Annotated in this window: 14 protein-coding genes; 8 read left to right on the forward strand and 6 right to left on the reverse strand. The window is 67.3% G+C overall.

Features of this window, described 5'->3' with window-relative positions; all coding sequences use genetic code 11:
* The first annotated feature begins 203 nt into the window (after window positions 1-203).
* Window positions 204-1028, forward strand: a complete 825-nt coding sequence (locus QFZ61_RS00185; RefSeq protein WP_307032215.1) for a type IV toxin-antitoxin system AbiEi family antitoxin domain-containing protein — start codon at window positions 204-206, stop codon at window positions 1026-1028.
* 263 nt (window positions 1029-1291) lie between these two features.
* Here the strand turns inward: QFZ61_RS00185 and QFZ61_RS00190 are convergent, their stop codons facing one another.
* Window positions 1292-1867, reverse strand: a complete 576-nt coding sequence (locus tag QFZ61_RS00190; RefSeq protein ID WP_307032217.1) for a helix-turn-helix domain-containing protein — start codon at window positions 1865-1867, stop codon at window positions 1292-1294.
* Between the two features lie 256 nt (window positions 1868-2123).
* Between QFZ61_RS00190 and QFZ61_RS00195 the strand changes: the two genes are divergently transcribed.
* On the forward strand, window positions 2124-3650 hold the full coding sequence (locus QFZ61_RS00195; RefSeq protein ID WP_307032219.1) for a sodium:solute symporter: 1527 nt from the start codon (window positions 2124-2126) through the stop codon (window positions 3648-3650).
* Between the two features lie 146 nt (window positions 3651-3796).
* On the opposite strand, the gene QFZ61_RS00200 is transcribed toward QFZ61_RS00195, so the two are convergent.
* Window positions 3797-4033, reverse strand: a complete 237-nt coding sequence (locus QFZ61_RS00200; protein WP_307032221.1) for a hypothetical protein — start codon at window positions 4031-4033, stop codon at window positions 3797-3799.
* Window positions 4034-4339: 306 nt separating this feature from the next.
* Between QFZ61_RS00200 and QFZ61_RS00205 the strand changes: the two genes are divergently transcribed.
* Both QFZ61_RS00205 and QFZ61_RS00210 read left to right on the forward strand, forming a co-directional pair.
* Window positions 4340-5530, forward strand: a complete 1191-nt coding sequence (locus QFZ61_RS00205) for a VIT1/CCC1 transporter family protein (protein WP_307032223.1) — start codon at window positions 4340-4342, stop codon at window positions 5528-5530.
* Entirely contained in the window at window positions 5530-6465 is a 936-nt protein-coding gene (locus tag QFZ61_RS00210; RefSeq protein ID WP_307032225.1) for a matrixin family metalloprotease, read from the forward strand. Before QFZ61_RS00205 ends, QFZ61_RS00210 begins: the two co-directional genes overlap by 1 nt.
* Before the next feature lie 41 nt (window positions 6466-6506).
* Here QFZ61_RS00210 and QFZ61_RS00215 read toward each other — a convergent pair whose 3' ends face one another.
* Window positions 6507-7640 carry an LOG family protein gene (locus QFZ61_RS00215; protein WP_307032226.1) on the reverse strand — a complete coding sequence of 378 codons (1134 nt, stop codon included), beginning with the start codon at window positions 7638-7640 and terminating at the stop codon, window positions 6507-6509.
* A gap of 9 nt (window positions 7641-7649) precedes the next feature.
* On the reverse strand, window positions 7650-8144 hold the full coding sequence (locus QFZ61_RS00220; RefSeq protein WP_307032228.1) for a polyketide cyclase / dehydrase and lipid transport: 495 nt from the start codon (window positions 8142-8144) through the stop codon (window positions 7650-7652).
* Window positions 8145-8209: 65 nt separating this feature from the next.
* On the opposite strand from QFZ61_RS00220, the gene QFZ61_RS00225 reads away from it, so the two are divergent.
* Window positions 8210-9037: a gamma-glutamyl-gamma-aminobutyrate hydrolase family protein gene (locus QFZ61_RS00225; RefSeq protein ID WP_307032230.1), complete on the forward strand. Its 828-nt coding sequence runs from the start codon at window positions 8210-8212 to the stop codon at window positions 9035-9037.
* Between the two features lie 78 nt (window positions 9038-9115).
* Here QFZ61_RS00225 and QFZ61_RS00230 read toward each other — a convergent pair whose 3' ends face one another.
* Complete coding sequence (locus tag QFZ61_RS00230; RefSeq protein ID WP_307032232.1) at window positions 9116-10336, reverse strand: MFS transporter; 1221 nt, start codon at window positions 10334-10336, stop codon at window positions 9116-9118.
* A 167-nt stretch (window positions 10337-10503) separates the two neighbouring features.
* Between QFZ61_RS00230 and QFZ61_RS00235 the strand changes: the two genes are divergently transcribed.
* The 3 genes from QFZ61_RS00235 (at window position 10504) to QFZ61_RS00245 (ending at window position 11940) form a co-directional block, all read left to right on the forward strand.
* Window positions 10504-10953 carry a MarR family winged helix-turn-helix transcriptional regulator gene (locus QFZ61_RS00235; RefSeq protein WP_307032233.1) on the forward strand — a complete coding sequence of 150 codons (450 nt, stop codon included), beginning with the start codon at window positions 10504-10506 and terminating at the stop codon, window positions 10951-10953.
* 136 nt (window positions 10954-11089) lie between these two features.
* Window positions 11090-11443, forward strand: coding sequence for a helix-turn-helix transcriptional regulator (locus QFZ61_RS00240; RefSeq protein WP_307032235.1), 354 nt, complete (start codon window positions 11090-11092; stop codon window positions 11441-11443).
* A 2-nt stretch (window positions 11444-11445) separates the two neighbouring features.
* Window positions 11446-11940, forward strand: coding sequence for an SRPBCC family protein (locus QFZ61_RS00245; protein ID WP_307032237.1), 495 nt, complete (start codon window positions 11446-11448; stop codon window positions 11938-11940).
* Here QFZ61_RS00245 and QFZ61_RS00250 read toward each other — a convergent pair.
* Window positions 11886-12710 (reverse strand): triose-phosphate isomerase family protein, encoded by an 825-nt coding sequence (locus tag QFZ61_RS00250; protein ID WP_307032239.1) that lies wholly within the window; start codon window positions 12708-12710, stop codon window positions 11886-11888. The two genes, QFZ61_RS00245 and QFZ61_RS00250, sit on opposite strands and share 55 nt — an antisense overlap.
* Window positions 12711-12737: the final 27 nt, after the last annotated feature.

Below are 12737 nucleotides of genomic sequence, written 5' to 3' on the forward strand. Positions count from 1 at the left end.
CTCACCTGCCCGGGTCCGGCGTTTGGCAAAGCCCGGGATTTCGCGGATGTACGGCGGGGCGGGCCGGTCGTCTGGCAAGTAACTGGGCGGGAACGCAGCCCCTTCCGCCCGAGAGTCATCCATGAATGCCAGCCAAGCCCGAATTGTCCAGATAGCAGGAAAGTCGGGTGCCGGAAACCGGTGGTGCACCCTGTACTGGCCCTATGGACCTTTTGACCTATCTGGACCGGGTGGGCGGCGTCGCCAGAACCGGCCAACTCCTGTCTGCGGGCTACAGCCGCACGGACGTTGCCCGGCTCGCCGCAGTCGTTCGCCAACCACGGCGGGGTGTCTTTGTCCTTCAAGGCTGCAAGCCCGAATTCCTCGCAGCGGTGCTGCACAATGCCCGGGTTAGCTGCGCCAGTGCCGCCGGCCACTACGGCCTGTGGCTGAGGCAGCCGCCGGACCGTTACCACCTGGCCTGCAACCACGGTCACGGCAGCGGTTTCGTGCGGCATCGGACGGTCAGGTTTCAGGGCCCCGCCGAAATTCCCGTGGCTGCGGTCGAAGACGTGGTGCTGCACGCTTTGGGCTGCCTCGCTCCCCCGGCCTCCACCGCCATCGCGACGTCAGCCATGCGGCTACTGGGCGTCCCGTTGGAACTGCTGAAATCCGAACTCACGGCCGACCGCTCGGGCAGAGTCCGCGAAGCACTGCGCCAACTGGATCTGCGGGCTGAATCGATCGTCGAGGTCGATGCGCAGCACCTCTTCACAACCAACGGAATCGGCTACGACGCGCAGGTCTACTTGGCCGGAATCGGGCGCGTCGACTTCCTGCTGAACGGGTTCCTGATAGTCGAGGTGGACGGCTTTGCGTTCCACTCGAGCCGTGAGGCACTCCGCCGGGACCTGGGCCGGAACAACGCAGCGACTCTCAACGGTTTTGCCCAACTCCGGTACATGCCCGAGCATATTTGGTTCGAACCGGACCGGGTCTTGGCAGAGATCCGGGCAGTGCTGGCCCAGGGGCCGCGCCACACCATGTAATCGCCGCGGGGCAACACACTGCAACCAGCACTTCCGCAACGCAACTCCACGCCCTGCGGCGACGCTCCTGCCCAGTTACTCCGCAACCCGCGGCGGGCTGCCCGCGGAAATCCGGGGTTTTTGCCCAAGCCCGGCCAGACCAGCGGAAGTAACTGGGCAGGAGCGTTGGCCGGGGAGCCAGGCGCGTTCCAGCCAGGTGCAGGAAAGGTTGCCGCGAACGCGGCGGCGGAAGGTGCGGGAGCGGGACGAACGCGGCGCAGAGGCTAGCGGCTGGCGGCGGGGACCAGGACCCAGAGCACCTCGACCGGGTGGTCCGTGGGATTGACCCAGGTGTGCGGCTCCCTGCCGGGAAAGGTAACGGTATCGCCGGTTTCCAGCTCGAATTCCTCGTTGGTGAGAACGAGCCGGATGCGGCCCTTGACCACATGGAGCACGTCGACGTCGCAATCCACCGCGTAAAGCTCAGACTCGCCACGGCCGCGCGGCTCAATCACGGCCTGGATGATCTGCACCCGGCGCTCCGAGCGGGCCGTGAGCAGGCGCTCGACGATCCCCCGGCCGCCGAGGGAAATCCGCGGCCCCTCGCCGGCCTTGGTGAGGTGGGTCTCGGGCGCGGCAAACAAATCGCCGATGGAGACGGAGAGCACCTGGCACAGGGTCACGAGCGAAGCGACCGACGGCGACGTTAGGTCGCGTTCCACCCTGCTCAGGAATCCTTTAGTGAGGCCCGTGGCGTCGGCAACTTGTTCTATGGTGAGCCGCTGCGACTGCCGGGCGGCACGGATCCTGGAGCCGATCGCTACCGGAGCGTTGCTCGGTTCCACGGGTAGAGCCTTCATGGGAGAACCTTTCACGGCCGGCCGCGCGGCCCATCCTTGCAGCCAATCCTAGCCTCAGGCCACGGCCACACCACGCAGCAGGACACCGAAAGCATGCCTTGACTGTAACTGCGGTCACAGCCTAGTGTTTGGCAACAAGTGTTGCCTAAAAGGCAAAACAAGCCAATTCGACCTACCGTCACGCAGTTAATGAGCCTGCCGCAGCGCTGCGGGCCGGCTCATCCAGGCTGCCAGAAAACGCTCCAAGGAGCCTTCAATGGACCCCAGTTTCGTCAATATCGCCATTGTGGTGGCGTATCTCGTCGCCATGCTGGTTTTCGGGTGGTGGGGCAAGTCCCGCACCAAGAACAACAGCGACTTCCTGGTGGCCGGCCGCCGGCTTGGCCCGTTCCTCTACACCGGAACCATGGCCGCCGTGGTCCTTGGCGGCGCTTCCACTGTCGGAGGGGTGGGGCTCGGCTACAAGTTCGGTATCTCCGGTATGTGGCTCGTGGTCGCGATCGGCGCGGGAGTGCTGCTGCTCAGTTTGCTCTTCGCCAGCACCATCCAGAAGCTCAAGATCTACACCGTCTCCCAGATGCTGAGCCTGCGCTACGGCAGCCGTGCCACGCAGACCTCCGGCATCGTCATGCTCGCCTACACCCTGATGCTCTGCGCGACGTCCACCGGCGCCTACGCCACCATTTTTGTCGTCCTCTTTGGCTGGGACCGGTCACTCGCGATCGCCATCGGCGGCGCGATCGTCCTGATTTACTCGACCATTGGTGGCATGTGGTCCATCACCCTGGCAGACCAAGTCCAGTTCGTCATCAAGACCGTCGGCATCTTCATGCTGATGTTGCCGTTTACACTCAACGCCGCCGGCGGCCTGGACGGCATCCGCAGCCGGGTCGACGCCAGCTTCTTTCAGATTGACGGCATCGGCCTGCAGACGATCATCACCTACTTCGTCGTTTACACCCTCGGTCTGCTGATCGGCCAGGACATCTGGCAGCGCGTCTTCACCGCCAAGACTCCCACGGTGGCCCGGTGGGGCGGCGCCACGGCCGGCATCTACTGCATCCTCTACGGTGCGGCCGGCGCCCTGATCGGCCTCGGCGCCCGGGTTGCCCTTCCGGACATTGACGTCAAGGCCCTCGGGAAGGACGTTGTCTACGCCGAAGTCGCGACCAACCTCCTGCCCATTGGCATCGGCGGCCTGGTGCTTGCCGCAGCCGTGGCCGCCATGATGTCCACCGCGTCCGGCGCCTTGATCGCCGCCGCCACGGTGGCCCGCGCCGATGTCCTGCCGTTCGTCGCAAGCTGGTTCGGCAAGAACATCACCACCGAGGACACCGACAACCCGGAGCACGACGTCCGAGCCAACCGCCTCTGGGTCCTTGGCCTCGGCGTGGTCGCGATCGTCATCGCCATCATCACCAAGGACGTCGTTGCAGCACTCACCATCGCCTACGACATTCTCGTGGGCGGCCTGCTGGTAGCCATCCTGGGCGGCCTGGTGTGGAAGCGCGGTACCGGTGTGGCGGCGGCTGCCTCGATGGCTGTGGGATCGGTCATCACCCTCGGCACCATGATCTTCCTGGAAATCAACGCCGAGGTCCCGCTGGACGGCATCTACGCCAACGAACCTATCTACTACGGCCTGCTGGCCTCTGCAGTGGTCTATTTCGCCGTCTCCCTGCTAACTAAGCCCACGGATCCGGCCGTTATGAAGAACTGGCACGAGCGTGTGGCCGGCGGATCGACGGCAGAAGACGACAGGGTTCCGGCCCTGAGCCACTAGCGGTACAGCACCGGCAAAAGAGCCAGGACCGCACGACGGCGGCGCCTCCCCGCGGGGGCACCGCCGTCGTGCTGTTTAAGTTGCAAGGCCGACCAGATTTGCCCAGCCGGCGGCCCTACAGCCGGAGGCGCGTTTCTGCCCGGCGCCTACTCTTCCTCTTCTTCCGCAGGCGTGCGGAACTCATCCGCGTCAAGGGGCTCTATCGGCTGCTCGTCGCCCAGGAAATCCTGTTCATCCAGTGGGACCCGCTGGTCCGCTTCCTCCAGCAGCTCCTCGTCCACGGTGTCCACGTCAACGACCGGGGCATCCTCGGCATAGTCGTAGGCGGGATCGGATTCGACAGAATCCCTGGCCGGCTGGCCAGCCTTTGATCCGGTGTCCATGGTGCAACCTCCATACGCTCGGCTGCGGCAGTCCGGTACGATCATCCGTCGCCGGCACCCCACGGGGGCCGGGGAAACGGCTCGGGCGGGCCTGCCGGTGAACCCGCCCTGACCTTCATTCGAACACCGCGCGCGGCGGTGGTCAAGGGCCCGGTCACAGGGCCAAAGGCCAGCCTCAACGACCCCGATCTTTAAGGTTCGCCGAAACTTTCCGCTGAGGATTGCCAGCCAAAAAACCGCGAAATTACGGGGTATGCTGGAACCGCAATGGGGCCGGACCATGCCCTTTCGAGCCCAGGAGTTACCGTGTCTCAGCACGCCCCATCTGACAAAAACCACTCTGCCCGCAGCCCCGCTGCGGTGCCCCCGTCAAAGCCCGTTGAGGGCTCCGCGGCGGCCCACACAGCAGGCTCCCCGGCCCCAAGCTCAGCCGACATCCGGCGCTGGCGGCAATACCTTGCTGACGAACGTGCGGAGGCCCGCGTCTACCGCGACCTGGCCCAGAACCGCGACGGCGAGGAGCGCGCCATCCTGCTGGCCCTGGCCGAAGCCGAGAGACGCCACGAAGCGCACTGGCTGCAGCTACTTGGCGAGCATGCCGGCCGGCCGCGCCCCGCCTCATTGCGCAGCCAGTTCCTCGGCTTCCTGGCCCGGCATTTCGGCTCCGTGTTCGTCCTGGCCCTGGCCCAGCGCGCCGAGAGCCGGTCACCGTACGCCAACGACCCCTCCGCGACCCCGGCGATGGTGGCCGACGAGCAGATCCATGAGGAAGTCGTCCGCGGCCTGGCCACCCGCGGCCGTAACCGTCTCGCCGGCAGCTTCCGCGCCGCCGTTTTCGGCGCCAACGATGGCCTGGTCAGCAACCTCTCGCTCGTCATGGGCATGGCTGCCTCCGGCGTCAGCAGCGCCGTGGTGCTCCTCAGCGGTGTGGCCGGCCTGCTCGCAGGCGCATTGTCGATGGGTGCCGGTGAGTTCATTTCGGTGCGTTCCCAGCGTGAGCTGCTCGCAGCGACCCGCCCCACGCAGATCACCCTCGCAGCAGCGCCGTCTTTGGACCTCGAGCACAACGAGCTCGTGCTCGTCTATCTGGCCCGCGGCATGTCCCGCGAGGCCGCCGAGCACCGAGTCGCGGAACGGATGGGGCTGCTGGACTGCGACTGTGATCCGAGCCTGTCCCTGCGGCCCGAACTGCCCGAAACCGAAGACCAGCACGAGGCGGTCGGCACGGCGTGGAGCGCCGCAGCGTCGAGCTTCTGCTTCTTCGCCTCCGGGGCCATCGTGCCGATCATTCCCTTCGTGCTCGGCATGACCGGGATCGCCGCGCTCGTGGTCTCCGCCGCCTTGGTGGGGATTGCGCTGCTGCTGACCGGCGGCGTCGTCGGTCTGCTCTCCGGCACCTCCCCTGCCAGCCGTGCGCTGCGGCAGTTGGCCATCGGTCTCGGCGCTGCCGCTGTTACGTACCTGCTCGGAATGGCGTTTGGCGCGGCGGTCGCTTAGTGGATGATTCCGGACAACCGGACGACCGTCCCCGGCACGGGCGTGCCCGCAGCGGCTTTCGGGTGGTCCGGAATCTCGCGGCGGTGGTCGTGATCGCCGGAGGCGCGTTCCTGGCCGTGGGGCTGGTATCCGGGGATCCCCGGGTCGCCGGGTTGGTGAACATCGACGGCGGCGCGAAGCCGGACCGTGCGCGCGGAGCGGCAGAGCACCCGACGGCCAGCGCTGTGCCTCGGAAGGCCGGGGTTTCCGGAGACGGTGCGTCGCCGGCTGTCCCGCCGCCGGGCTTCGAAGAACAGGACCAGCCGCTGGGACAGCCCCCGGAACCGGCCTCCCGGAGCACCTCCTACAAGTTCCTCGCCACCAACGCCGACGGCAGCCCGGTGGGCTATTCGCCCTGCCGGCCGCTGCACTACGTGGTCAATGCCGCACTGGCCCCAGAGGGCGGCGCAGACCTGGTGAACAACGCGATCGAGACCGTATCGAAGGCAACCGGGATCCGGTTCATCAACGACGGTGCCACCACCGAGGCCCCGTCCCCGTCCCGCGCCCCGTACCAAAAAGACGCCTACGGCGAGCGCTGGGCTCCCCTGCTGATCGCGTGGACGACGCCGGAGCAGGCACCCCAGCTGAAGGGCCCGGTGATCGGTACCGGAGGAAGCACCCACTTCAGTTTCGGTGACGGACCCAAAAGCTTCGTCACCGGCAGTCTCGAGTTGGATGCGCCGCAGATCAGGACCGATCTGGGACGCGGAGACGGCTCGGCCTACGCAACGGCCGTGATACTTCACGAACTCGGCCACGTGATGGGCCTGGAACACGTCGATGACCCGACCCAATTGATGTACCCCGAGATCGGGGCGCCCGACGGGCTGGCCGCCGGTGACCTGAACGGTCTGCACGAACTGGCTCGCGCCCAGTGCCGCAAGGACCTCTAGGGGCAGGGAGGCACCGGGCCCCGGCCCCTCCACGGACCCTTCTAGCCGTCCAGCACGGCGAGCGCTTCGTCGACGGTGTCCACCAGGAAAATCCTGTCTTCCATCCGCCGGCCTGAGGCCAGGCTCTGCAGCAAAGGCCAGGCCGGGAACCGCAGCAGCCAGTGCTCCTTACCCACCAGCACCATGGGCGTGATGGTCTCCGGCGCTCCGTAGTAGTTCTCGCAGGCGTCTTGGAAGATTTCCTGCACGGTGCCGCCGGAACCGGGCAGGAAAATGACGCCGCCGTTGCACAGCTCGAGCAGGACCGCTTCGCGGATAGCGTTGGCGAAGTACTTGGCAATGTGCGTGGCGAAGAAGTTGGGCGGCTCATGGCCGTAAAACCAGGTGGGAATCCCCAGCGACGGCGTGCCGTCCGGATGGCGTTTGACGACGGCGGCGGCGGTCCGTGCCCAGGCGGACACTGAGGGCCGGAAGCCGGGCACGACGGCGAGGTCAGTCAGCGCCCGGTCGAAGACGGCCTGGTCGACCCCGCTGAGGTAGGCGCCGAGGTTCGCCGCCTCCATGGCGCCGGGGCCGCCGCCGGTGGCAACCACCCGGCCGTTCCGCGCCAGCAGCCGGCCCAGCTGGGCTGCCTCGGCAAACGCGGCCGAGCCGCGGCTCGCGGCGTGCCCGCCCATAACGCCCACCATGCTCCGGCCAAGGCACAGCTCAGACCGGGTCAGCTCATCAAGCGCATCGCCGATGGAGTGGTCATGCAGGGCCGCGGCGAGAGTGGCATCGAGCCGGTGCCGCTGGCCCGGGCGGATGCTCCATTGGTACACCCGGGCGTCCAGGGTTTCCTCATAGCGGGTTTCAGCGACGCCGGCGTACAGTTCCTGCGGGGTATAGAGCCGGCCCCGGTAAGGGTTGAACGGCACTTTTTCCAGCTTGGGAAAGATCAGGGCACCGCCGCCGCGCAGCGCAACCTCCACGCCGTCGTCGAACGTGCAGCCCAGGAAGATGGCGCCCTGGGCGTCGAGGGACTCCAGCGTCTCCCGCCTGCCGCGCAGATCCAGCGACTGCAGGTGCCAGCCGTGCATGGACCGGGCGCCGCTGGCAACCAACTGGTCGAAGCTACGGAGGCTCTCGACCTCCAGGGTCCGCGGACTGGGGTGCAGGCTGCGGGCAGCGCTCATCCGCTGGCCTCAGGAAAGAGAGCCGGAGGGAGCGCCGGACCCCGGCGCCGCGTCGGAGGCCAGATAGGCGTCAAGCTTCGCGAGGGTCTGCTCGATGCTGGCCGGATGGCGGCGGAGGTAGCCGGCGAGACGCAGGAGGATCCTGGCCCGGACATTCCGCGCGTCCCATTGTTCAGTGACAAGGGTGCCGGGGTTGCCGGCTGCGTCGGCGGCAGGTTCCAACAGGTAGCGCCAGATGTGGCCGCCGAAGTGCCGCCAGGCGATCCGCCGGCCCTCCTCGAATTCGCAGACGGTGTTGAGGATCTTGTAGTCCAGCATGATGTTCATTTCCATGCCGAACTTCGCGCCGAGGGAAAGCCGTTCGGGACCGCGGGGCTGTGCGCCCTTGACCGTGTCGGAGCCGTCGATCACGCTGTGCAGCGCGGGCGTGGCGAGCACCTCGAAGATGGCTTCCGGAGCGGCCGCGATGAAACGGCTGCGGGACACGAGATATCTGTTGGTCATCCGGCAATCCTAATCCCGTGTTGTGATGCAGGATTCAGGGGCCGGCCGATGGTGCAGAATGAGTCATGCAGATTTCATCCCCGGCCGCTGCCAGCCGTCCCCGCATCGGCATTCCCCTGCGGCTCAGCAGTTCCTCGGACCCCGACCCCCGGGTGGCGGAGGCCAACGGGCTCTTCGATTACATCGTGGACCTGGTGCGGGAGGGCGGCGGGGAGCCGGTGCCGCTTTCGTCCACAGAAGGACTCGGCGGGCTCGACGGCGTTGTACTCCCGGGCGGCGGCGATCTGGATCCCCGGCTCTATGGCGAGACGCCCGGCGGAACGTGCTACGACGTCAATCCGGCACAGGACGACCTCGACCTGGCGGTGGCCCGGCAGTCGATCGAAGCCGGTCTTCCCTTGCTGGGCATCTGCCGGGGCCATCAACTCCTGAATGTGATCTACGGCGGAACCCTGATCCAGGACATGGACCCCGGCTCCGTGCCGCACCAGGAGCCGGAGCCGGTCCACGAATTGGGTCCCTGGGCCTGGCATGCGGTCGCGATCAGCGCCGGCTCCAAGGTTGCGGCGCTGTATGCGCCGCCGGCGGGTGCCGCTGCGGGAGAACGCCATCCGGAAGGTGCCGGAGAGGAAGCCGGTGATGGTGCCGACGAGAGGTCCCCGCTGACCGTTAAGATCGCCTCCGGCCATCACCAGGCCGTTGCCCGGGTAGCCGACGGACTCGTCGTCACCGCCGTGGCCGACGACGGGACGGTGGAAGCACTGGAAGATCCGCAGCGCTGGGTCGCTTCGGTCCAATGGCATCCTGAGGCCCTGGAGCTTCCCGCCGCGGAGCGGCTGGCACCTTTCCGGGCTTTCGTGGACGTCTGCCGGAACGGCGCCACCGCGGGTTAGAGGGGGTGCGGCGTTAGGGCTCGTGCCGGCTTAGGGCTCGTGCCGGCTGGGCCTTTGCGGGGTAGAGCGTTTGCCGGGTTAGAGCCGCTGCAATTCGACGGCGTCCGGCCCCACGGCATCCGGCACGGCCAGTCCGGCGTCGTCGTTCCTGCCACGCCTGGCGGCACCAGCGGCGAACGCCATGACACCCGAACCCAGCAGGGTGGTGATGGCGCCCGCCCAGATCGGCGCGGTGTAGCCCAGCCCGGCGGTGATGGTCACGCCGCCCAGCCATGCACCCAGGGCGTTGCCGACGTTGAAGGCACCGATGTTGGCGCCGGAGGCCAGGGTCGGTGCGGCGTCGGCGTACTTCATCACCCGCATCTGCAGTCCGGGGACGGTGGCGAAGCCAAAACCGCCCAGCAGCACCATGGAGGCGATGGTCATCGGCTGGCTGGCCGCAGTCAGGGCGAAGACGACCAGGACCACGACCAGCGCGGCCAGCACCACCAGCAGCGTGCGGTCCACATTCCGGTCGGCAGCCTTGCCGCCGACGGTGTTCCCGATGAAAAGGCCGACGCCGAAGAGGATCAGCAGCCACGGCACGGTGGCCGCGGAGAAGCCGCTGACTTCGGTCAGCGTGAACGCGATGTAGGTGAAGGCGCCGAACATTCCGCCGTAGCCAAGGATGGTGACGAAGATCGATAGCCATACCTGTCCGGATCGGAATGCTTTGAGCTCGCCGCGGAGGCCGCCCGGGGCAGTCTCGGCCGCGCCGGTCTTCGGCACGAGGGCGAGGATTCCCGCCAGGGCCAGCACCCCGATGCCGGCAATGGCCCAGAAGGTGGAGCGCCAGCCGGCGGCCTGGCCGAGCATGGTGCCGAAGGGCACGCCCAGGACGTTGGCGGCCGTCAGTCCGGTGAACATGATGGCGATTGCACCGGCCTTCTTGGTGGGGCCGACCATGCTCGCGGCGACCACCGCACCGATTCCAAAGAACGCGCCGTGGGCCAGTGCGGCGATGATCCGGCCGACCATCATGAGCGTGTAGTCGGGGGCGGTGGCCGAGACGAGGTTGCCGGCGATGAACAACACCATCAGCACCGCCAAAACCGGCTTGCGCTCGAAGCGGGTGACGGCGGCGGTCAGGAGGAGCGCCCCGACGACGACGGCGAGGGCGTAGCCGGAGATCAGCCAGCCGGCGCTTGCCTCGCTGACGGCGAAGTCTGCGGCCACCTCGGGCAGCAGACCCATGATGACGAACTCGGTGAGTCCGATTCCGAACCCGCCGAGGGCGAGTGCTATCAGGCCGATGGGCATGGTGGCTCCTTCAAAACTGTACGGGGGGATGGGGGAAGCGTAAGATATTAGTTGCAGACGCGTTGTTTATTGTTGCATACGCAAATATAACGCGCAAGCAACTATCTTGCGGCTGCAGTCCGTTCATCGGACGAACACGGCCGCCCCGGCTGGAGAGGAGCACACAGATGGGTATCAAGGACGACGCCGTCGAGGTCCGCGCACAAGGCTGGCGGACCCTCGCGGCCCTGCACGGACTGATCGAGACCGAGTTGGAGCGCTCGTTGCAGGCCGAAGCACAACTCTCGGTTGTCGAGTACACGGTGCTGGACGCGCTGAGCCGGCAGGACGGCTGGCACATGCGGATGCAGCAACTGGCCCGGGCGACTGCCCTGAGCCCGAGCGCCACCACGCGGCTGGTCAACCGGCTCGAGGAACGTGGCCTACTGACCCGGATCCTCTGTGATGATGACCGGCGCGGAATCTACACCGAGCTCACGACCAGCGGAGTGGCGCTGTTGGAGCAGGCCCGGCCCGTGCACGACGGCACCCTCGAACGGGCCCTGGCCGAAGCCCACAAGACGCCCGAGCTCGCTCCCCTGGTCGACGCCCTCCCCCGGTTGCACGCCGCCGTCTGACACGCCGCCGCGGAGAAACCGGATACAGCTGGGGTGACCCCTTGCCGACTTGCCGCCGCGGACGTATGGTTAAACAACCAAATGGTTGATCAACCACAAGGTTGACGGCAATGGGTCATTAAACAAGGGAGTGACCGTGCCCCTCGACGACGGACACCTCGACGGCGCCTTCCTGGCGCTCGCCGATCCTGTCCGCCGTCGGATCATCGCCCGGCTGAGCCGCGGCCCGGCCACGGTCAACGAATTAGCGGAACCCTTCGCGATCACCAAGCAGGCGGTCTCGAAGCACATCCAGGTCCTCGAGCAGGCAGGCCTCGTCACGCGCACGCGGGACGCCCAGCGCCGGCCCGTCCACCTGAACCCGGCACGGCTGGAGGCTCTCACCGCTTGGATCGACCAGTACCGGCTGGTCTGCGAGGGGCAGTTCCGCAACCTCGACGCCGTGCTCCAATCCCAGGCCGCTGAGCGCGGCCCGGAGGCAAAGGACTGATCATGAGCAACGCCTTGAAACTCTCGGTTCCGGAAGGGCTGCCTTTCATTGACTTCGAGCGGGATTTCGACTTTCCCGTGGCGGATGTTTTCCGCGCCCACAAAGAACCCGACCTTGTGGCCCGGTGGCTGGGCCCCCGGAGGCTTCGGATGGACGTGGACCACTACGACTTCCGCACCGGCGGCAGCTACCGCTACACGCACACCGGGCCGGACGGCGTCGCGCACCTGTTCACAGGGGTCTTCCACACTGTGCGGGACAACGACTTCGCCATCCAAACCTTCGAGTACGGCGGCTATCCCGACGTGGTGAGCATCGAGTTCCTGACCTTCGCTGACCTCGGCGGCGGCCGCACCCGGCTCACCGCGCATGCTGTCTACCCCAGCATGGAGGCACGCGACGGCATGGCCCAGTCCGGCATGGAAGGGGGCCTCACCGAAGGCTACGAGCGGCTCGAGGAATTGCTGGCGGAACGGCTGTCAGAGGCGAGGTCCTGAACCTCGAGCGCTTCGTCCAGCACCCGCCCGAGGTTGGCGGCGTCGTGGGCGAACCGGCCTAGGAACAGCCCGTCCGCCGCCGCGAGCTTCGGCAGGAGTCCCGGCCCGGCGCTGCCGCCGTAGATGATGGGGCAGCGCCCGCCGAGCCGTTCGCGGATTCGTGCCACCACCTCGTTGACGTACCCCGGCTCGGCGGGTTGCTCCGCCCCGATCGCCCAGACCGGTTCGTAGGCCAGCACGAGCCGGGGCAGCAGCGAATCGTCACCCCTGGCAGCCGCCCCGACCTGGCGCAGGCAGAAGTCGGCCGCCTCCTCCGGACTGAGCCGCACCGGCTCACCGATGCACAGCAGCGGCGTGAGGCCGGCGTCGACCGCGGCGCGGACCTTGCGGGCCACGACGTCGTCGTCCTCGCCAAACAGTGCGCGGCGCTCCGCGTGGCCGATCTCCACGAGCGAGACACCAAGTTCGGCGAGCATGCCCGGACTCACCTCCCCGGTGAGAGGCCCGTCCGCCCAGGCGCAGTTTTGTGCGCCGAGGAGTACGGGCGAGCCGGCCAGGATGTTCTTCGCTTCGGCGAGGACCGGGAAGGAGGGGATGACGAAGACCCGGACGCGGTCGCTGCCTGCCAGGGCGGCCCGTGCGTCGACGACGGCGCGCACCTCCGACAGCCAGCGCAGGCTTTCCTGGTAGCCCAGGTACATCTTGGTGCTGACACCGATGTGCAAGGGGTGAGGCAGGGGGCTGACGCTGGTGCCGGAGGTGCGGCTCATGGATCTCCTTTTAGTGTGCGGTGGTGC

Origin of the sequence: Arthrobacter sp. B3I4, assembly GCF_030816855.1 — a bacterium.
Taxonomy (GTDB): Bacteria; Actinomycetota; Actinomycetes; order Actinomycetales; family Micrococcaceae; genus Arthrobacter.